The organism is Prolixibacter sp. DSM 2831 (genome assembly GCF_056493735.1).
In genome coordinates this window covers 1,906,271-1,927,801 of record NZ_CM151379.1, presented here as the reverse complement: position 1 = coordinate 1,927,801, position 21,531 = coordinate 1,906,271, and the positions used below count along the sequence as shown (strand labels likewise).

The window sequence follows — 21,531 nt, the reverse complement described above, 5'->3', positions numbered from 1 at the left end:
CATTTGTAGAAATTTTTGAGACAATGCGCATAGATATCATCACCGTTTTGCCCGAATTGCTGGAAAGCCCGTTCGGCCACTCTATTCTCAAGCGGGCTCAGGACAAAGGCTTAGCTGAAATTCATATTCACAACCTGAGAGATTGGTCGACCGATAAACACCGACGGGTTGACGATTACGCCTTTAGCAAAGAAGCCGGCATGGTCATGATGGTAGAGCCCATCGAAAAGGCGATTAACGAATTAAAGAGCCAGCGCGAGTACGATGAGGTCATCTTCACTTCGCCGGATGGCAAACGCTTTGAGCAAAACGATGCCAACCAGCTTTCGCTGAAAAAGAATATCATCATTCTTTGCGGGCACTACAAAGGTGTCGATCAACGAGTGCGAGACAACTTGATTACCCGTGAAATATCGGTTGGTGATTTTGTCCTTACGGGAGGCGAACTGGCCGCCGCGATTATTGCCGATGCCGTTGTTCGACTGATTCCCGGCGTACTTTCCGACGAAACTTCTGCCTTAACGGATTCTTTCCAGGACGGATTACTCAGCCCGCCGGTTTATACCCGACCAGCCGATTACAAAGGTTGGAAAGTTCCGGATGTGCTCTTGTCAGGAAACGACCAGTTGATTGAAGATTGGAAAATGGAGCAGGCTTACGAGAGAACGAAAAAGCTCCGGCCCGATCTACTCGGGAAACACGACGACGAATAAAGATATTCTCTACAGCATCCCGGTTTAGAAAAATTGAACCGGGATTTTTTATCCACGCCGGCAAATATTTTTATACGGACAATAACGGCAGGTTTCTTCCTTCTCTGTCTGGACAAACGGGACATTTGTATCGAAGATTTCTTCCAGAAGAGCAACTAACTTTTCTTTAAATACATCCTGGTGCTCGACATAGTTAACCGGCAAATTCCCCAACTCTTTGCTCGTCACCGTTGGCTGGAAATCTTTTTCGAATATTCTGCGCAAAGCATAAATACCGGCTTGAATAATCCCCTCCGATTTACGATTGGCATGAACAACAGACGCATAAATCAAAGTCTGCAGGGCAGCTTTGTTCCGGTTCGACTTCTCCCTATCGAATAAATCATCCAGCATCGTGAAACTGAGTTCGGCCTTTCCTGTTTTGTAATCCAGTATTTCCAGAACACCATCCCGTTTATCCATCCGGTCGACTTTTCCACCGACGAGAACCGTTCTCTCTCCATCAGTTAAAGGGAAATCAGCTTTGACCTTGTTCTCCAGACCTTCAATGGTAAATGGTGCTCTCTCTTTATCCAACGCAAGCACCTGCCTCACATATTTCTTTACAATTTCTCCTACCAGCCAGTTGCGTCCGCGAAGAACAACGGCCTCGGTATTGTCCCCTCCTTTGAAATAGTTTTTCCGAAACGACTGAAGCAGTAAATCCTGAATTCTCAGTTCATCGTCTATCAAGCCCTGAATATCATCGGCACTCAATTCCTTTCCGAGAAATAGAGTATACAAGGCCTCCATCGTATCATGAAACAGATTTCCGAAAATCCGGGCATCAACCTCTTCGGTTACTTCATCCGGTTCTTCCAAACCTGCACTGTAGCGAAAATAGAACTGCAATGAACACGTCAGATACTTATCGATAGCACTGGGCGAAAGCGCCCGTTCACCTTTAAGATAAGGTATTAACGGAGCCATCACGTCTTCTGTTTTCTGAACACTAATCGGCACAGGCGAAAGCGAGGACACCTCCATCGAAACGCTTGTTTCTTTAATGTTTAGCGGCGTTTCCATTTGCAACTGGTACAAGTAACGACTTTTTTCGCCTACAAAAAGTCCTTCGGTACCTGAATGATAAACAAACGTTACACTCTCGGCCCGCTGAAGCAATCGATAAAAGTAATAAGCATACATGGCATTCATTTCTTCAACGGAAGGCAAACCAAAACCACGCCTCAAATTGTAGGGAATAAAAGAAGCTTTCGCTGAAGTTTTGGGCATAACGCCGTCATTCATCGACAGAATGACCAGGTTGCGAAAGTCCAGCGTTCGCGTTTCCAGGATTCCCATAACCTGAAGTCCCTGAAGCGGTTCCCCCTCGAAAGGCACCGTAATGCCTCCCAGGTATTGTCCCAGAAAACGGAAATAGGTTTCTCTTGTTAAAAAGTTCTCATCCCCGAGAATTTTCTTACCACTGGTTTCCAGCACATCCTTCAGGCGGTTGACAGCCAAATAGAGCTGGAACAAATATTCTTTATGTAACTGATGCCGGTTTTCACTTTCATCGGACGGCATCTTCGTAAAGACAGAACGAAGAATTTCCAGAAAATAATCTGAATAGTCATCAATCGTTCGCGGAATTTGAAATATCAATCGCAAGAACGGGGATTGCTGTAACCTCTTCGCCGTAAGGTAAACCATGTTTTGCGAAATAATCTCCTCTGTCAACTTTCGGCTTAATTCCGGCTCAATCCCCGAAACCAACTGGTGGCCCAAAAGCGCCAATACATTTTTATAATAGAAAACCGACTCTTCGTGACGCCGGATATTTCGCTGCAGTTCGATCAACTGATTTACCAAACTATAGGCCGGACTGGCATTCACAGGAAACCCCATCGTCACGTTCACTTTACCTATTTGTTCCGGCAGTGCTCCCAGAACCGGCAGAAGCAAACCTTCGTCACACAACACAACTGCTGCATCATCGAACTGCCGGTCAGGTGTCGGCATTTTCATTAACTGGTTCGATGCTACCTGTGCCTGCCCCACCTGAGAAGGAACATTGATGATTTCTATTTTTGGCGGATGTTGCATGAAATCAGACTCGCCGCCTAACGAGGCCGCCTGCGGGAACTTCTTCAGGTTTTTCCGCATAAACAAACCTGCCTCCTGCTGCGGATCATCAAGATAATAGCGGTCGTAGTCCCAAAAAAATTTTGCTTTCCCGGTTTCCCGGAAGAAGGAAAACAAGATCTCCTCGCATCGGTTCAGCGCGTTGAAACCGGCTAGAATAATGTCTCCATCTTGCTTAATCTGCAACTCTTTCTCCTGAATCTGCCTGGCCGTTTCACGGTAAACCATGCCTTCGTAAGCAATTCCCTCGTTCAAAAGCCGCTCTCTGAATTTCTCATAAATCGGGAAAAGCGATTGCCAGATTTGCAAAAACTCCTCTTGATTCGGCGTCTTGTCGCGGTTGCTCAAGCTCTGCCAAAATCCTGTGATGTGTTCCCGGCTCTCGTCATCAAAGTCCTGAAAAAGCAGGTCAATCTCCTTCAAATCGGAAATGTTCTGAAAAAGACCGGCCGCATCGACATTGTACTTGTCGATATCGTCGAAATCGTTCACGAGCATATCGCCCCAGAAATAAAAGTCATCGAATGATTCACTGGAACCTGTAACTTCGCGGTAAATTTCATACAGATGAAACACGAGTGTAAGCGGATCGGCCACGTGCCAATCGGTCTGACTGGCGAAAAAATCGCTGATGGTAATAATCTCCGGACTAAAAATCGGCTCGGAGACCAACCGATTCAGGTAACTATTGAAAAAAATTCCGGCTCTTCGGTTCGGAAAAATGATTGTTTGCTCCGAAATTTTGTCTCCGTAAACCTCATATAAATGGGCAGCCAAACGCGCTAAAAATCCCTGCATAAAATTTTTATCAATTAATTCAGAACTATTTAAATCTTTATTGGTTTTCACTGGGAAAAAAGATGTGAAAGTGTAAAGTTGATACTTTTTTATCAATCCTCACATATCTTTGAAAAATCATCAACGAAAGTTTAAAATTTTACTGAACATATGTCGGTACATCTTTGTATTATTTTTATCATCAACTTATGAATAACACTAACATGGACAAATTCTCACAGGTTGGCAACCAAGAGATTGGAGCGATAGAGGACCTATACAAAGCGTACCTTGAAGATCCGGGGAATGTGGATGCAAGCTGGAAAGCATTTTTCAAAGGTTTCGAGTTCGCCCGGCAATCTTGGGCAGAAGCCGAAACACCTGAGGATTGCAAACACCTGGACAAAGAGTTTAAGATTCTGAACCTTATTCACAATTACCGACAACGAGGACACCTGTTTACACGAACCAACCCCGTACGGACACGCCGGACTTACTCACCAACATTAGATATTGAAAATTTTGGGTTAAGTGAAGCTGATCTGGACATTGTTTTCCAGGCGGGAAATGAGATCGGTATTGGGCCGGCATCATTGCGTGATATTGTAGCACATCTCGAAACAACGTACTGTGAATCAATCGGCGTGGAGTACCTTTTTATGCGAAAACCAGAAGTGGTTAAGTGGCTTCGCGAACGCATGGAAGGGACCAAAAATCAGCAGGAGTTTACCGACGAGAACCGGAAACACATTTTCTACCACCTAAAATTGGCAGTTGGTTTCGAGAACTTCATTCACAAAAAGTTTGTCGGTCAGAAGCGCTTCTCTCTTGAGGGAACCGAAACTCTGATTCCGGCCATGGACGCCATCATCGAGCGCGGCGCAGAGCTGGGAATCGAGGAGTTTGTGATTGGAATGTCGCACCGCGGCCGGTTAAACGTGCTGGCCAATATCGTTGAAAAACCTTACAAGAATATCTTCAAGGAATTCTACGGGACCGAATTCGAAGAAGGAATTGCCCTTGGCGATGTAAAATATCACCTGGGTTACGAAAACGAGGTTACCACTGACCAGGGGCATAAAGTAAAACTGAATCTTCTTCCCAATCCGTCGCACCTGGAAGCGGTAGCGCCGCTGGTCGAGGGAGTAGCACGTGCCAAACTGGACCATGAATATGGTAAAGACTTCAAGAAACTGGCCCCTATCGTCATTCATGGTGATGCTGCTATTGCCGGTCAGGGAGTTGTTTACGAAACGGTGCAGATGTCACAGCTCAAAGGCTACAAAACCGGAGGTACGATTCATATGGTACTCAACAACCAGGTTGGTTTTACTACCAACTACCTCGATGCCCGTTCAAGCACATACAGCACCGACGTAGCCAAGGTTACCCGTTCTCCGGTATTCCACGTCAATGGCGACGATGTGGAAGCCCTCATCTTTACCATTAAACTGGCCATGGAGTTCCGGCAACAATTCGAATCCGATATTTTCATCGATATACTTTCCTACCGGAAATACGGACACAACGAAGGTGACGAACCACGTTTTACACAGCCTACACTGTACAAAGCCATTGCCAGTCATCCCAATCCACGTGATCTCTACGCTGAAAAACTGGTACAGAAAGGTATCATGACCAAAGAAGAGATCAAGAAGGAAATTGATGATTTCAACCAGGCGCTGGAGGTAAAGTACGAAGAGAGTCAGCACATACAAAAACTTCGTATCGAGCGATTCCTGCTCGATGAATACAAGAATTACCGTTTACCGGAACCGTCCGAATCGGATCACGATACCGACACCGGTTACGATATTGACCAACTGAAGGCGGTTGCCGAAAAGATGAATACCCTTCCAGACGACAAGAGCTTTTTCAGGAAAATTATCAAGCTACTCAATGACCGGAAGAAAGCAGCATCCGAGAACCGGCTCGACTGGGCCATGGGTGAATTGCTCGCCTACGCATCGTTGTTGCTGGAAGGACATCCAGTTCGCATGGGCGGACAAGACAGCGAACGCGGTACATTTGCACACCGGCACGCAGCTTTGGTGATGGAAGCGACAGACGAAAAATACTTCCCACTTAAACACATTGGTGAAAATCAGGCTCCATTCCATATTTATAATTCCCCGCTAAACGAATATGCAGCCATGGGATTCGAATATGGCTATGCTCTCGCCTGTCCAAAAGGATTAACCATTTGGGAAGCGCAATTTGGTGATTTCAGCAACGTAGCACAAGTAATCATCGACCAATACATCAGCTCTGCCGGTGAAAAATGGGGAATGATGAATGGTTTGGTACTCATGTTACCACACGGTTACGAAGGTCAGGGCCCGGAACACTCCAGCGGTCGTATTGAGCGTATGCTAGCGCAGGCTGCCGGTAATAACATGCAGGTGATGGTCCCAACCACTCCTGCCAGTTTATTCCATATGTTACGACGCCATGTCAAGTGGGATTTCCGTATACCAATGGTAATTTTCACGCCGAAAAGCCTGTTACGTCATCCCAAAGTCATATCTTCTTTCGAAGATTTGGCAAACGGAAGATTCCAGCCGCTTATCCCGGATGATACGGTTAAGCCCGGAAAAGCTTCCAAGCTGGTATTTACTTCCGGAAAGATTTATTACGAGTTGCTGGAACGACGGGAAGAACTGAAGAAAAATGATGTGGCGATTATCCGCATCGAACAACTGTACCCGTTTCCGGCCGAAGCCGTCAGGAGTATCATCTATGAAAATAAAAATGCCAAAGGCAAACTTTGGGTTCAGGATGAACCTGAAAACATGGGAGCCTGGCCATACATTGCCCGCAAATATCCGGGCCTGAATCTTGACGTGATTTCCCGACCCGAGAGTGCCAGTCCGGCCGGCGGATTGATGGAACAACATAAACGACGCCTCGAACGAATCCTGGAAGCCGTTTTTAAATAAAACCCCAAAACAATCACAATTCATCAAAAAAGTACCAAAAAGATGATCATCGAAATAAAAGTACCGAGTCCGGGTGAATCCATCACCGAAGTGGAAATAGGAAGTTGGCTTGTTTCTGACGGTGATATAGTTGAGAAGGACCAGGAAATAGCAGAGATTGAATCAGATAAAGCCACCCTGTCTCTCATTGCAAGCGAAGCGGGAGCAGTGAATATTAAAGCAGAAGAGGGCGATTCCATCGAAGTCGGCGCCGTTGCTTGTACCATCGATACGGACAAAGCGGGAGAAGCTCCGGCTAAGCCAAAAGAAGAACCTAAGGCTGAAGAGAAGAAAGAAGCTCCTGTGGAGGAGAAGAAACCCGAAGTAAAAACGAAGAAACCGGAACCACCCAAAGCTGAGAAAAAGCCTGAAACGCCAAAGTCTTCAGGGGAGGATGTATCTCATGTAAAAACAACTCCGGCAGCCAAAGCTGTGATGGAGGCCGAAAGCTTATCTGTCGAAGAAGTTCTCGAAGGTTTGCGTCGTCTTTCCCGTAAAGACGTGGAAACCGCCGCCGATGCACTGAAAAACCATCCGGCTTTGCAGAAGCAAGAAGTAAGTCGTGACGAGGACCGGCAAACAATGAGTTCACTGCGTAAAAAGCTCAGTCAGCGTCTCGTTTCCGTGAAAAACGAAACAGCCATGTTGACCACGTTCAACGAGTTGGACATGACCAACGTGATGCAATTGCGTAAGACTTACCAGGAAAGATTTGTTGAGAAGCACGGTTTCAAGCTGGGATTCATGTCCTTCTTCACCAAAGCGGTCAGCGAAGCACTGAAGCAGCATCCAGGCGTCAATTCCATGATCGAAGGCGACGAAATTGTCACGCCGCGTTACCACGATGTCGGTATTGCTGTGATGACTCCGAAGGGACTCATGGTTCCAATTGTCCGCAATGTGGAAACCAAGTCGATTCCGGAAATTGAACTGGAGATTAAAGAGTTGGCTGCCAAGGCTCGTAACCGGAAATTGACCATCGAAGAAATGACCGGTGGAACGTTTACCATTACCAATGGAGGTGTATTTGGCTCACTGATGTCAACTCCCATTATCAATCCGCCGCAAAGCGGAATTCTGGGAATGCATGCCATCAAAGAGCGGCCTGTCGCTGTGAATGGCAAAGTGGAAATCCGCCCAATGATGTACACCGCCCTTTCGTATGACCACCGTGTTATCGATGGGAAAGACTCTGTGGGCTTTCTTGTCCATCTGAAGGAATTCATCGAGAATCCGGAGAAATTGCTCTTCGGCGGAAGCTCGCCCGAAGAATTACTGCTGGACTTGTAAATATTGCAACCACTATATGATGCAAAAAGCGGAACCACAAAATGGCTCCGCTTTTTTTTATTTGCTATATGCTTTCTCTATCGGGTAATCGTAATCGGCACACATCGCTCAGACACTTTCCCTTCCGTCGTCACGGAAGTCAGCCATACTTCAAAATCGCCGGTTTCATCCCCTGTATCGAACGAAACGTGAACCTTGTTATTTTTATCAGGCACTGCATCCGAATTCCAGTACAACGTATTTCCCATCATCGGGATATTCGGCGAACCGGCCCCTTTCACATCCGTTAGCACATGTGAACTATCAGCTTTATCGAGCGTTTGAAACTCAAGGAAGAAAGAACTTTCGGGCAAATCAATCCCCGCCAAATCATCTTGTCGCGATTTCATGCTGATAATTCCGCCGTAAATCAAATCGCCACGCTGGTAGGTAGCATTAACCACATCAATGGATTTGATTCGCTCGGGAGGAATGGAGAGAATATTATTCATATCCGACAACGGCACTCTATCGAGCAGTACCAATGGCGGATAGAGGCGCAAATCGGAATGGTCGCCCGCAACAAAGAACCGGGGCACCCCGTGATGACGAACCACTACAACGCTGGGAACCAACTCGTAAAAAACCTCTTCAAGCGTTGGCAGCCTGATGTATTTATCCAGATCAGTATGGAAAACCGGCTTTCCAAAGAAATATTCTTGATTCCGGTCGGTTTTCATTGAATCAGGCTTTGTTCTTAACCTAAAATTACTGGCCAACTGCTGACTGATCATCATCCGCTCCGCCATCTTTCTCTCAGCCGGCGTCAACCGAAATTTTATGTTAGGAACTGCCAACCCCCTCTGAATAAAATCATTATCAACCAATAATTTGCAGGGAACACTATCTTTTTCGACCGACATAAATAATTCCCGGTTACCATACTCATCCAAAATAGCGAAGTGGAAGGTTCCATCTGAACGGCTATAGGTTCCATGAAAATTGCCTTCGCCACCCAAAACTGAGAGGTTAATCCGGGCATACGCCACAGGTTTTCCGGTATTTCGATTTACAACCCTGCCGTTAACACTCACACCTCGTGTTTCCGGAATGAAAACAATCGTATCCCCGGTTACTTTATCATAATCCGGATCGCGAACGTCCATCTGCTGATGGTAAGCCACATGACTGCCCTTACGCACGACTGAAACGGTTGTTGTACAAGTTGGATCATTAACATCAGGAAGCGACAAATCAAGCGAAACATTTTGCCTCCTTTTAAATGTTTGATGGGCGGTCGAATCTCTTTCCACCTCCCAATTTCCACTGGCATCGATCTTCAGGGAATCGTTTCCCGAAACCACTTCTTCTGAATAGGGATTCAGAATTTTCACCATCTTCCAGGCAAATCCGGAAGCAGGAAAATTACGCATCCAGCGAGTATAAGCCATTACGTAATAGTACCCTGAAGGAATTACCTCGGGAATGGTTATCCGACCATCTGCTCCATTCTCTCCTAACGTGAATTTCTCACGAACAACGGGATTGGCGTTACCATCTATTAATTCAACGTACAAAACCTTACTCCATTCCAATGCCGCCATCTCCGGATTCGACAAATTGCACGCTTTGAAATACAGGTCCTCACCGGCCACGTAGAAATCGCGATCCGTGACGAAAGCAACCTTTTCATTCAGGACAGGTTCGTCAGCTGCGCGAAGATACCCGGGAAGAGCAATAACCAAAAGTGCAACGGATATTACCAACTGTTTTATAAAAGTCTTTGTTTTTGTATTCATATTCCCTGTATTTTATTGCCAATAAGAAGGTCTGACATTGGTGCCCCCGCGTTTTAAACAATCAAAACATTGCTGATTCGAGGCCACTTTAACGATTGCTCCCGAAGGAAGAATAAAATTGTACATATATACCGGATAAGAAGAAGGTGGATAGGGCATTAAGTCATCCCTGATTGATTTAATGGTATCGGAACTACAAAATATTTCTCTTACCGGATCAGGTGCTGGCCCTACGAAAATTCGTTTCTTGCTGACTCCACTGGCTGAAAAATATCCTAGTACCACCTTACCCGGCTTCGACACGCAGGTTAGATTTCCCCGAATCATATATGGTTGACTTTCAAAGAGACCACCTGTTTGCTGCGTTTGTTTTTCCAAACCATTCCAAAACTCATAAGCCTCTGCGGATAGAGAGTATTCTCTGACCAGCAGACTATATCTCCACATCAACCGATCCGATTGCGTCGAGACATAGTTCAACTTATAATTTTTCAATACATCTTCAGCCAAATCGCGTGTCGTAGCAGTGTATATTCCCGGTACTTCCTTTGTCATCCAACAAATGGTCCGGTTGTTCTCAAAATGATAATTCAAATGTAATGTACCATCCCACATGGCTGCGACGGTGTAGGGAGAGTGATATTCCCAGGTTTCCTGCATACTCCATCGATAGTACTGAGTTTTGCCACTGGGATCGCTGGTATTCACATAAAATTGATACCCTTTTAAGCCGTCCGGATTTTCCGCCGTACTCTTCGGCTGATAACTGGCTGTCAAACTATCAATAGGAGGAGCCGGTTGCAGCGTCTGGTAATCTGACTCATATACATCGCCGTTGTTATCGATCACCCGCAACATATAACTGGTTCCATATTCCAAATCACCACTGGTTATATTGGCGACATATTTGCCTTCTCCTTTTCCTGTGTAACTAATTATGTTACCCTTATCATCGACAACAGTCACTGAGCATCCATTCTCGGGAACGTAGGTAGAGTCGGTGTAGGGAGTCGTCCTGGAAACAGTAATTGTTTGTGTTCCCGGCTCATCCGTCAACGTCCCACTGATAACCAATAAAACAGTGTAATTGGTTACCGGTGGATTAAATGGCTCCACACAACGTTGAATTCCAAAACCAACAATCGTAATAACCATCAACATCAAATATCTTTTCTTCACAATCATTATCTCTTCATTTGAAACGTGCAATCACAACTATTCACAAACAATGTCACACTCACAATCGTATATCTGTATTGTTTATCATTTTAATCCTCCCAGAAATCAGGTTTCACATTCGTACCTCCGCGTATTAAACAATCGAAGCAACGCTGATTCGAAGCCACTCTCATTAATGCGCCCGAAGGCAAGATGAAATAGTACATGTAAACCGGATAAGCTGATGGCGGATACAGCATCAAATCTCCGGTTCCTCTTATTGTATCGGAAGAACAAACAATATCTCTGACAGGATAAGGTGAACGTTTAACAAAAATTCGTTTTTTACTAACACCACTCGCTGAAAAAAAACCTAACGCAATTTTTCCGGGATTTGAAACGCAGGAAATGTTTCCGGTTAGCATATAAGGCTGCGTTTCGTACAATCCTCCTGTTTGTTGCGTTTGTTTTTCCAACCCACTCCAAAACTCATAGGCTTCGGGCGAAAGTGAATATTCCCGGACTAAAAGACTATACCTGAATTTTAACCGATCGCTTCCGACAGAAACATAATTCAGTTTGATATTTTTCAAAACATTTCCCGCCATGTCGCGGGTCGTTGCAGTATAAATGCCGGGAACTTCCTTGGTCATCCAACAAATCGTCCTGTTTTCCTTGAAATAATAATTATCATGCAAGGCACCATCCCACATCGCTCCGACTTGATAAATTGAGTGATACTCCCAGGTCTCCTGCATACTCCACCGATAGAACTTCATTTCACCACCAGGGGCACTCGCATTCACATAAAACTGACAGCCGAGTAGTCCTTCAGGAAATTCAGGCGTATACTTGGGTCCATAACGATAGGTCACACTGTCAATTTTGGGTGGAGGCAACAACTTTTGATAATCTGATTCGAATACGTCTCCGCTATTATCGATGACTCTCAGCATATAGGAAGTGCCGGTTTGAAGTTGTTCACTGTTAAAGTCGGTTGTATATCTTCCTTTACCGGCATCACTCAACTCATAAACATTTCCTGCATCATCCAAAATGGTTACCGCACAACCAATTTCAGGTATAAAGGCCGACGAATCATTAAGGCTCGACGTTCGGGAAACCGTCACTTTTTGAACTCCGGGTTCATTTGTCAGCGTTCCATCAATGACGATTATATCGCTGTACTTCTCCACAGAAGGATTAAACGGTTCGACACAACGATGCAATCCTCCTATTACCATGAAAATGGCAATCGCTCCTACGACATATTTTCTTTGGGATTGCTTCACTTACTATATCTAATTATTATTCATTCTTGTGTTTAATCTAATCCTCCCAGAAATCAGGTTTAACATTCGCTCCTCCTCTTTCAAGACAATCGAAACAGCGCCTTTCGGAAGCCGCCATCGCATATCCTCCTCCAGGCAATAACGTTCCGGTGAGATACACCGGGTAAGCAGACTCTGGATAATCCTCTATTGGATTTCTCGGGCCGATTTTATCCAGATTGCAAACCATTTCATAAACTGGATCGGGAGCTGGGCCAACAAAAATTCTTTTTTTACTCACTCCACTTACGCAGAAAAATCCCAGGACCACTTCATCAGGCGTGGAAACACAGGAAATATTTCCCTCGATCATATAAGGTTGCGCTTCATACAAACCTCCGGTTTTCTGAGTTTGCTTTTCCAGTCCATTCCAAAACTCATATGATTCGGCAGATAACGCATACTGGGTGACCAATAAACTGTATCTCCACTTCAATCGCTCACTCCCGGTGGAAACAAAACTGAGTTTTACATTTCTCAACCTATCCTCAGACATATCTCGTGTCGTCGCGGTATAAATGGCAGGGATATCTGAAGTCTTCCAACAGGTGCTCCTGTCATCAGGAAAAGAAAAGAAATGCAGCGTACCATCCCACATAAACATAACCTCGTAGGGCGCATGATATTCCCAGGTTTCTTCCGCACTCCAGCGATAATAGCGCGTATTATTGGTCGGATCGCTGGTATTTACAAAGAATTGGTACCCCTTCAGCCCTCTCGTATTTTCTGCGGTAACTTTGGTCTCATACCGGGCGGTCACACTGTCAATTGGGGGCGCAGGCTTCAGCACCTGATAGTCCGACTCATAAACATCTCCGCTGCCAGCTATTACACGCAACATATAGGCTCTTCCATACTGCAGGTCACTCTGGTAAAATTCGGCCACATATTTACCATCTCCCTTTCCGTTAAAAGGATAAATGTTTCCCTGGTCATCCAAAACGGTAACCACACATCCATTCTCTGGTAAAAATTCAGCTTCGCTATAGTCGGAGGTTCGGGATACAGTAACAACCTGACTTCCCGGCTCATCTGTAAGGGTGCCGTCAACCACCAATAAATCGGAATACTTCTTAACCTGCGGAGTAAATGGTTCAACACAACAAGGCAAGCCTCCTATCCCCATGAAAATGGCAATTACTCCTACGACATATTTCCTTTGGGGCTGCTTCACGGCTTTATCTATTCACTAATTGTTATTCATCGTTCAATTTCTTCTAATACACCCAAAAATCAGGTCTGATATTGGTACCTCCTCTTTCCAGACAATCGAAACAACGTCTTTCCGCTGCAGCCATCAGGTGTCTGCCAAAAGGCAGGGGTATTTTGAACAAGTATACTGGATACGATGATGCAGGATAATCCTCAATCGGATTGCGACGAGTAATAGTATCCCCCAGACAAGGCAAATCATATACATAATGTCTCGGAGGAGATACAAAAACCCGCTTTTCGGTTACGCCCGAAGCAGAGAAAAATCCAAGCGCGATCTCACCGGGATTGGAAATGCAGGTAATATTTCCCTGAATCATATAGGGTTGCGACTCATACAAACCACCGGTTTCCTGCGTTTGTTTTTCCAAGCCACTCCAAAATTCATAGGCTTCAGCTGACAAACTATATTCTTTAACCAACAAGCTATACCTAACTTTTAGTCGGTTGGTTTCTGTCGAAACATAGTTCAGTTTTACATTTTTCAGAACATCCTCTGAAATATCCCGGGTTGTTGCGGTATATATCCCGGGAACATCCATTGTTTTCCAACACCTGCTCCGATCATCCGGGAAAGTGAAATCATGTAAAGCACCATCCCACATATAAGCTACCTGAAACGGCGCGTGATATTCCCAGGTTTCCTCCATGCTCCAGCGATAATAACGTGTACTACCACTAGGGTCACTGGTATTCACAAAAAACTGGTAGCCATGCAGGCCCACCGGGTTTTCAACTGTAACCTTATTCTCCGATACTGCTGTTACACTGTCGATCTGCGGAGCAGGCTTCAACGTTTGATAGTCCGATTCAAAGACTCTACCATCGTTGGAAATTACCCGTAACATGTAAGCTCTTCCATATTGTAAATCCCCCTGGTAAAATTCAGCTTCATACTTACCGCTACTTTTTCCCACATAGGGATAAATATTCCCCTGATCATCAAGAACCGTGACAGTACATCCATTTTCTGGAATAAAATTACCCACATCATAGCTGGAAGTACGGGAAACCGTAATCACCTGTGTTCCCAACTCATCAGTCAATGTACCATCGACGACTAACAAATCGGAGTATTTTTTTATTTCAGGGGTAAACGGCTCCACACACCGCTGAAACAAAGCCCCTCCGGCCAATACTGCCAGTAACAATACGTATACCTTATTCACTCGCATAGTTACCCAATTTAAAGTTCCAGGTAAGTGTCAGAATCGGCACACCGAAAATAGATTGTTTGTACCCCTGGATATTGCCATCCACATTCTTAAAGTACACTGAATAGGCATTTTTTCTTCCCGTAAGATTATATACACCGACCATCCAGGAACTGTGAGCCAACTTTTTAGCAACCAGATTTCCTTCAATATTCACCGAAAGGTCAACACGGAAATAATCCGGCAACCTATATTCGTTCCTGAGAGAGTAGTTCAACACTTTTTTTCCGTCGATGTAATAAATAGCACTTGGGTAAGTTATCGGCCGACCGGTGTAATACACCATGTTTCCAGAGAAACTTACGCGACGACTCAAACGGTAATTGGTAACCACATTCACCGAGTGAGGAATGTCGTAATTAGCCGGATATTCTTTTCCTGAATTAATCTGATCTTCAGGAAACTTGCTATCTACTTTTACACGGGCATGTGAATAGGTATAGCTGATCCAGCCATTCAGTTTTCCGGCTGTTTTACGCAGCATCAACTCCAATCCGTAAGCATCCTGTTTTCCCTGAACCACGTCGGTTTCAACCCAGCGGTTTCCAATTAAATCGGCACCGTTTTTATATTCCACCAAATGATTCGCCTTCTTGTAATAGGCCTCGATAGAAGTTTCCAGATGCTTGTCGGGAAAGTTCCGGTAAAAACCGGCACTAAACTGATCTCCAATCTGAGGACTAATGTGCGAATCAGTCAGTTTCCACTGATCGTTCGGAGATAATGCAACCGTATTACTCAGCATGAAAAGATACTGACGCATCCGGTTATAGGACAGCTTCACTGAGCTGTTTTGTCCCACCAAATAATTCAACGCCAGTCGCCATTCCGGGCCGTGATACGATTGAATAATATCACCTGATTTGTAACTTACTGTGTCGACAACCGTGTTCTCATCCAAAGGAGCATCGGGATAATAGTCACGAACTTTATTGGGTCCCAGATAAGCGTAATAGCTGTAACGGATTCCGGCATCCACAGTCAGGTTTGCTCCAATTTTCCATTCGTCACTTAGGTAAAGAGCATCCTCTGTTCCGTATTCCCTTCCAAGGTTGGTATAATAACGCAGCGATTCATTTCCATAAGGATTCAATGCCCCCCTGTCGAGATCGTAATAAATAGCAGAAAGACCAAAACGAAGCAAATGGTTCGGAGCCACATTGTAATCAAAATCGCTCTTCAGCTCATAGTGCCCTATCGAATAGTTCTTCGTATAAGCATTCAACGGGTCTTGCTCCTCGGTATTCGCGTAGGAATATTCTCCGAAAGCACCACTGAATGTGCCCGTAAAACGTTCGTTGAAAAGGTGTCTCCAAAGTAGTGAGCCTCCCTTGTTACTGTACTTGAAGTGACTGTTGGTAGAAAGCGTAAACCTATCGTGACTATAATAACCGAAGAGTTGGATATGATTATTCCGATTTGCCTCAAGGCTGAAGTTGGTAGCAATATCGTAAAAACCGGCATTGCTGTTCTTCAAATCCGGATCTTTCAACCTCCTCAGAATCCAGTCCGAATAAGTCGAACGACCACCGATAACAAATGAACCTTTGTTTTTAACCAGCGGTCCTTCTACCGAAAGCCTTCCGGTAATTGGGCTAATTCCGCCACGTGCCGTAAATTTCTTACTGTTTCCTTCGCGGGTCGAGATATCGAATATGGAAGCCAGGCGACCGCCGAAACGGGCAGGGATATTACTTTTGTAGAAAGAGAAATCGCGCACAATATCCGGGTTAAACGCAGAGAAAAAACCGAACAGGTGCGATGTATTGAACACCGGAACCCGGTTAATGTAGAACAGGTTTTGATCTGCAGGACTTCCGCGCACATTCAATCCGGAACTACCTTCACCAACCGATTGAACCCCCGGCAACATACGAGCAACCTCCAGCAAATCGCTTTCGCCCATCACCACCGGAATTTCCTTGATTGCTTTCACATCCAAACGTTGAAATCCCATTTGGGTCCCGCGTACGTTGTGAAATTTATTGGCTTCAATTACCACCTCTTTTAAAGGAATAATGTCCTTCTCGAACTGGAAATTATAATGTGCATTTTGCCAAATCTGCAGGTTATAAACCTGCTTCTGCATTCCCATGCTACCCAGCTGAAGTGTATATTTCCCGGGTGGCACCACCAGACGATAATACCCCTGTGCATCACTGACGACGCCGTCTTTCAATTGTTCCACGTAAAAAGTTGCCCCAACCAATGGTTCTCCACTTTCAGCGTTGGTTACACGTCCGGTAAGATACACCCGCTCGTTTGGCTTTTTAATGTGTTCCCGGCCGAAAACAATTGTCTTATTCTTTTTCTCCTTGCGGCCTTCCAGGTAGCGCTTTTCAACATCCGTAATGCCTCCTTTCCGGCTTTTACCGCCAGAAGCTTCTACTAACTTTTCAGGTAAAGCGGTAACCATATCTCTACCTTTCATCACATAGATGTCACGGTAGGCATCGATATAAAAACGAAGATCCGTTCCCAGAAAAGCACGGTGCAAAACTTCCCTCATCGACAAATCCGCCCCCGAAGCATGATCCAGTTGGATTTTCTGCACCCAATCTTTGCGGTAATAGAAGTGAACCTCTTGTTGTGATTCCACTTTGGAAACAAATTGTTCAAACGTTAAGCCGTTGTAATCTCCGGAAAATACGATGTCGTTATCCTGGTTTTGCGCCCTGAGTTCAGGCACCAGCATACACATCATTACGATTCCCCAGATAATGCTGGTAATTCTCATGCGTCTTTCAGGATATTAAGCAGGTTATTAAAGTCTTCGTTAGAAATAGCTGAGAATGATTTCCTGTGTGCACGGAAATACTTTTTCAGCTCTTTTTTCTTAGCAGGAAAATATTTCCAAATCGCTCTCCGGTTCCGAATATCAAACACCTTTCCATCGCGTTCAAAATAATATTTGCGATAAGCTTTTGTATAGGCATAGTGATTGGTCTGTGTTCCCTGGGGTATCTTCAGGTATTTAGTATACTTGATTAACCAGCGAAATCCTTTATTCCCGACCACCTGATAAAATGATGCAGGCAACCGATCGTTGTCAATCCACTCAAAAGAATAACCACCTTCAAGAGTAAAACTATGAATAAACTCACGCCGTAAAACAATCTGACTCACACCGCCAAATGAATTAGTTACCCTCAAAACGAGTTGCTGATCAACAATATCGTACTTCAATTCCACCGGAGAGAAATTCTCGTTTTTTACCATAACAGAACCACGGCGGAAGGTATTTTCGCCCATGAACGGGTATCCCGTAGCATTGTAATGCAGATTGACATACAGCACTCCGTTGACCAGCAGATCATTTAAGCCATACATCTGGTTGTAATGCTCGTACTGCTTTTTCAGAGTGTCAACCGAAGCCTTCTGGGCCCTTAAAGTAAACGGCAGACAAAGCAGTAAGAGAGGCAGTGCTCTCCTTAAGGAATAGAACAACATTTAGAATATTTAAATCAGTTAGTTACAATACACACAATATAAATCCTCAGTGGTACAGATTCTCTCCGCTTCCGCTAATTCAATTCTCGCGGGAAAAATCGTTTCTGTGTCTGAAATGCTTTTGACAGGCGCATTTTTGGATTTATGAAATTAGTGAAACAATTCGTTTAAACAAAGAATTTTCAAAACATAACTAACATAAAATTAAACATAAGGAAATGATGAAAAAAATGGTCACATAATTTTTATCTATGCGGCCATTTCCTTGATATCTTCAAACAACTATTTTATTTCCAACGCACCGTCCGTGTCCTTGTCAATGGCCGGACGACCTGTTTTCATCCATTTCGGTTCTGCGGCTCCTTTCAGGTAATGGTCGAAGAATTGTTTCATCCGGATAGACAAATCCATTCTGTCGCCCCAGCTGCCGGCTTTCAGGTTATGCGGCTCGTCATTGTAGCTCAGCATCCAAACCGGCTTATTCAATCTACGCAATGCCACAAAATATTCGATTCCCTGGTACCACGGAACTGCTGTATCGTGATCATTGTGCATCATTAACAGCGGCGTTTGAACCCTGTCGGCATAGAACAACGGCGAATTCTCGATGTAGCGCCAAGGTTTATCCCACAAGGTTCCTCCCAAGCGACTCTGCGTATGCTCGTACTGGAACATTCGGCTTAAACCGCTTCCCCAGCGAATACCACCGTAGGCACTGGTCATGTTGGCCACCGGAGCACCCGCCATGGCAGCAGCAAACAGGTTGGTCTGCGTCACCAGGTAGGCTGTCTGATAACCGCCCCAGCTTTGTCCCTGCAAAGCCATATGCTTCTCATCCACAAACGAGTATCTATCCATCAATGCTTCTACCCCACTCATAATGCAGTTGTAAGCGCTTTGTCCCGGATAACCGACGGTGTAAACGATATCGGGAACAAAAACAAGGTAATCGTTGCTGGTGTAAAACGGCTTATTAATGATGGAACGGCTCGGCCCGGGAGTCCAGTAACGATGGAACGAGTCGGAACTCCGTTCATAGAAATAAATCATCATCGGATACTTTTTCGACGGATCGAAATTTTCGGGCTTATACAATATTCCCTGCAACTTCACTCCATTCAGATTGGTCCAACTCACCAGTTCCGCGGAGCCCCACAGATAATTCTTCTGCTGTGGCTCCGCATCCGTTTCTTTCTGGTAATTGGCAAACCGGTCATCTGTTTTCCAAACATCCGGGTAATCGGTGAACGATTCCCGCGTGAATATGATTTGCGGGGCATTTTTTGCTTTAGCGGTTTTCCGGAACATATAATCATCCAAAACCAGCATATCAGGCACAGCCGCCTTATTCATCCGTAAGGAAGCGTAACCAGCCTGCTTTGTTTCTTCCTGGAAAACCGAAAGCAATGCCGGAGTCTTCGTCGAAATATATTCTTCCTCCGGATTCAGTTTCACATACCGGAATTTCATTTGATGCTTCCGTCCGTATCCATCGGTGAGATTAACCGGCTGTTCTTTCCCCGATGGATCCAATCGCCAGATATCGTACCGATCGTACACAAAAACATATTTATCATCTTTGGCCCATCCGGCAATCCCATAAGGATAAGCCGGTGTTGGCATGTCGTTCAGTTCATCGTACATCGGCGCCTTTATCGACTTTGTCAGTGCCAGTGTTTCCAACGTTTTCGTATTCACTGAATAATAGGTACTATCCTGGTAATTGTAGTAAACAAAGTAATGCTGAGCCGGTCCCAGGCGTCCCCGCCTAACGCCTTTTACCATTAACTTCCTCTCTCCGTTCGCGATATTGACCAGGTAAAAATCTGCGCGCTCCAGGCCAGTCCACGACATCGCTCTTTCGTAAGGTACCGGGTCGATACCGACCGCATACGCTCCTTCTCCGGTTCTTTTTGTCCGAACCGTTTTCAGCTTTTCGTCAGCCAACTGAGTAATTGTCTTTTTCTCGACATCATACACGGCCAGATAGGTCCGTTTTTTTTCGCTCTTCAGCTTAATCTTCTGACGGGGCTGCAATTGCTTATCAGTCCATGACCAGATATCCAGACGGGCCTTTTCGCTTTTCATCAACGTGTCCTTTGGCTCCGGTTTCGGTTTGGGTGCCGAACCGAAATACAAACGCTTTCCGTCTTTCGAGAAATCGAGCTTCCCATTTTCCGAAGGAGCCCAGCCTTTCGGCAAGGTAGCCGTCAACGTATCGGCTATTACCGATTGCTCCGCATCAACTTCCGACAGGTACAAACTATAAGTTTTATTTTCAACCGTATCTTTCGAGAACAGGAAAGCTCCACGGTCGCCGGCTTCACTGACCGCAATCTTGCCCGGGAAGCCTTCCCCTGAAAAGGCAATGCGCCGTTCTCCGCTTTTTGTATCGAAATAATTAACGGACGCCATGTTCGCTGTCGAGTCTTTTTTGCCCGTCGTAAACATCAGCGTATTTCCGTTTTTCGACCAGGCATACTCTTTTACATCGCGAAAGACCAACGTATCAGTCAGACCCGGCTTGACAACCACCAGATTGCCCGATTCCTTTTTGTCCTTCTTCTTCTTTTTGTCCCCGTCGGGTTGATCAGCTTTCGTTGAATCAGCGGGACTCTCAATCTTTCCATCCGACAGAAATGCCACCCAACCGGTGCCTTCTTCGGGAATTTTAAACGATTCAGCCTTGGGATACTTTACCACCTGATGGGTTTTAAACGAATAAATCCCGATGGAATCCTGCGGCTGCTTATCCTTCTTGAACTTCTCCACTTCCGCCTCGCGACGGAGCGCCAGCTGAGGTTTAATTTTGAACGTTACAATGGAACTGTTTCCGGCCAGCTTAGCATCGTATCCCCGGGCAATGGTATCAATGCGGCCGCTTGTCATATCCTTCACAACAAGATTGCCATCCCCGTGGCCCGGGTTCAGTTCGTAAACCAGGTACTGCCCATTCTCCGATATTTGCGGCTCACGAATGTGCTTCCAGGTATTAAAGTTATCAGTGGTCAATGGTTTCTTCTCTTGCTGAGCATATACGCCGGCAGCAAACCACGCGAGAAACAGAGAAAGAAGTAATTTTTTCACAAGTAAAGATTTTTTCAGTTTCAAATTCGAATACACACGTTTTCATCCCCGCAAGGGGAACAATAAAAGTATAAAAATTAGCAGAATCAGGCAGCATCACCATACCTGCGTCCCACACTGAGCTCCTGATACAACGGAAAAAACATCATTTAGATTGATTATGTTATAAAATACCCCTTCACACCTTAAGTGCCTCAAGTTAAGCAGATATCCCCTTCAACTTCAGATTGAAATCTTTCTTTATGCAAACAAAACATGCTATAAAACGTATAAAACAATGAACATTATGTGACATTACACACTTCTAAGTTTATATAATTCTGTGTAACTTGAAGAGAAAAGGCCTCTCTTCAAACAGGCCTCATAGCGGGATTCACAATAGCATGTAAAACAATACCGAGCTGCAACAGAATTGCATT

At 45.0% G+C, this 21,531-nt stretch carries 12 protein-coding genes; 3 read left to right on the top strand and 9 right to left on the bottom strand.

What is annotated here, in order from left to right:
- Positions 1-23 precede the first annotated feature (23 nt).
- On the top strand, positions 24-713 hold the full coding sequence (trmD, locus tag AC060N_RS07695; protein ID WP_479526578.1) for a tRNA (guanosine(37)-N1)-methyltransferase TrmD: 690 nt from the start codon (positions 24-26) through the stop codon (positions 711-713).
- Positions 714-761: 48 nt separating this feature from the next.
- Here the strand turns inward: trmD and AC060N_RS07690 are convergent, their stop codons facing one another.
- Positions 762-3,635, bottom strand: coding sequence for a PD-(D/E)XK nuclease family protein (locus tag AC060N_RS07690; protein ID WP_479526577.1), 2,874 nt, complete (start codon positions 3,633-3,635; stop codon positions 762-764).
- 203 nt (positions 3,636-3,838) lie between these two features.
- Here AC060N_RS07690 and AC060N_RS07685 point away from each other — a divergent pair, with 203 nt between their 5' ends.
- Together AC060N_RS07685 and odhB are read left to right on the top strand one after the other, a co-directional pair.
- Entirely contained in the window at positions 3,839-6,553 is a 2,715-nt protein-coding gene (locus AC060N_RS07685) for a 2-oxoglutarate dehydrogenase E1 component (protein ID WP_479526576.1), read from the top strand.
- Between the two features lie 42 nt (positions 6,554-6,595).
- Entirely contained in the window at positions 6,596-7,882 is a 1,287-nt protein-coding gene (gene odhB / locus AC060N_RS07680; protein ID WP_479526575.1) for a 2-oxoglutarate dehydrogenase complex dihydrolipoyllysine-residue succinyltransferase, read from the top strand.
- Between the two features lie 77 nt (positions 7,883-7,959).
- On the opposite strand, the gene AC060N_RS07675 is transcribed toward odhB, so the two are convergent.
- The 8 genes from AC060N_RS07675 to AC060N_RS07640 form a co-directional block, all read right to left on the bottom strand.
- On the bottom strand, positions 7,960-9,660 hold the full coding sequence (locus AC060N_RS07675) for a hypothetical protein (RefSeq protein ID WP_479526574.1): 1,701 nt from the start codon (positions 9,658-9,660) through the stop codon (positions 7,960-7,962).
- A gap of 12 nt (positions 9,661-9,672) precedes the next feature.
- Positions 9,673-10,845: a DUF4249 domain-containing protein gene (locus tag AC060N_RS07670; protein ID WP_479526573.1), complete on the bottom strand. Its 1,173-nt coding sequence runs from the start codon at positions 10,843-10,845 to the stop codon at positions 9,673-9,675.
- A gap of 83 nt (positions 10,846-10,928) precedes the next feature.
- A complete protein-coding gene (locus AC060N_RS07665) occupies positions 10,929-12,110 on the bottom strand; it encodes a DUF4249 domain-containing protein (protein ID WP_479526572.1) in 1,182 nt (393 codons plus the stop codon).
- A gap of 37 nt (positions 12,111-12,147) precedes the next feature.
- On the bottom strand, positions 12,148-13,323 hold the full coding sequence (locus tag AC060N_RS07660) for a DUF4249 domain-containing protein (RefSeq protein WP_479526571.1): 1,176 nt from the start codon (positions 13,321-13,323) through the stop codon (positions 12,148-12,150).
- A gap of 43 nt (positions 13,324-13,366) precedes the next feature.
- Positions 13,367-14,536: a DUF4249 domain-containing protein gene (locus AC060N_RS07655; RefSeq protein WP_479526570.1), complete on the bottom strand. Its 1,170-nt coding sequence runs from the start codon at positions 14,534-14,536 to the stop codon at positions 13,367-13,369.
- The gene (locus AC060N_RS07650; protein ID WP_479526569.1) at positions 14,523-17,312 is read right to left on the bottom strand and encodes a TonB-dependent receptor; all 2,790 of its coding nucleotides are present in this window, start codon (positions 17,310-17,312) and stop codon (positions 14,523-14,525) included. Before AC060N_RS07650 ends, AC060N_RS07655 begins: the two co-directional genes overlap by 14 nt.
- Positions 17,309-18,025, bottom strand: a complete 717-nt coding sequence (locus AC060N_RS07645; protein WP_479526568.1) for a hypothetical protein — start codon at positions 18,023-18,025, stop codon at positions 17,309-17,311. Before AC060N_RS07645 ends, AC060N_RS07650 begins: the two co-directional genes overlap by 4 nt.
- 282 nt (positions 18,026-18,307) lie before the next feature.
- Positions 18,308-21,112, bottom strand: coding sequence for an alpha/beta hydrolase family protein (locus AC060N_RS07640; RefSeq protein ID WP_479526567.1), 2,805 nt, complete (start codon positions 21,110-21,112; stop codon positions 18,308-18,310).
- Positions 21,113-21,531: the final 419 nt, after the last annotated feature.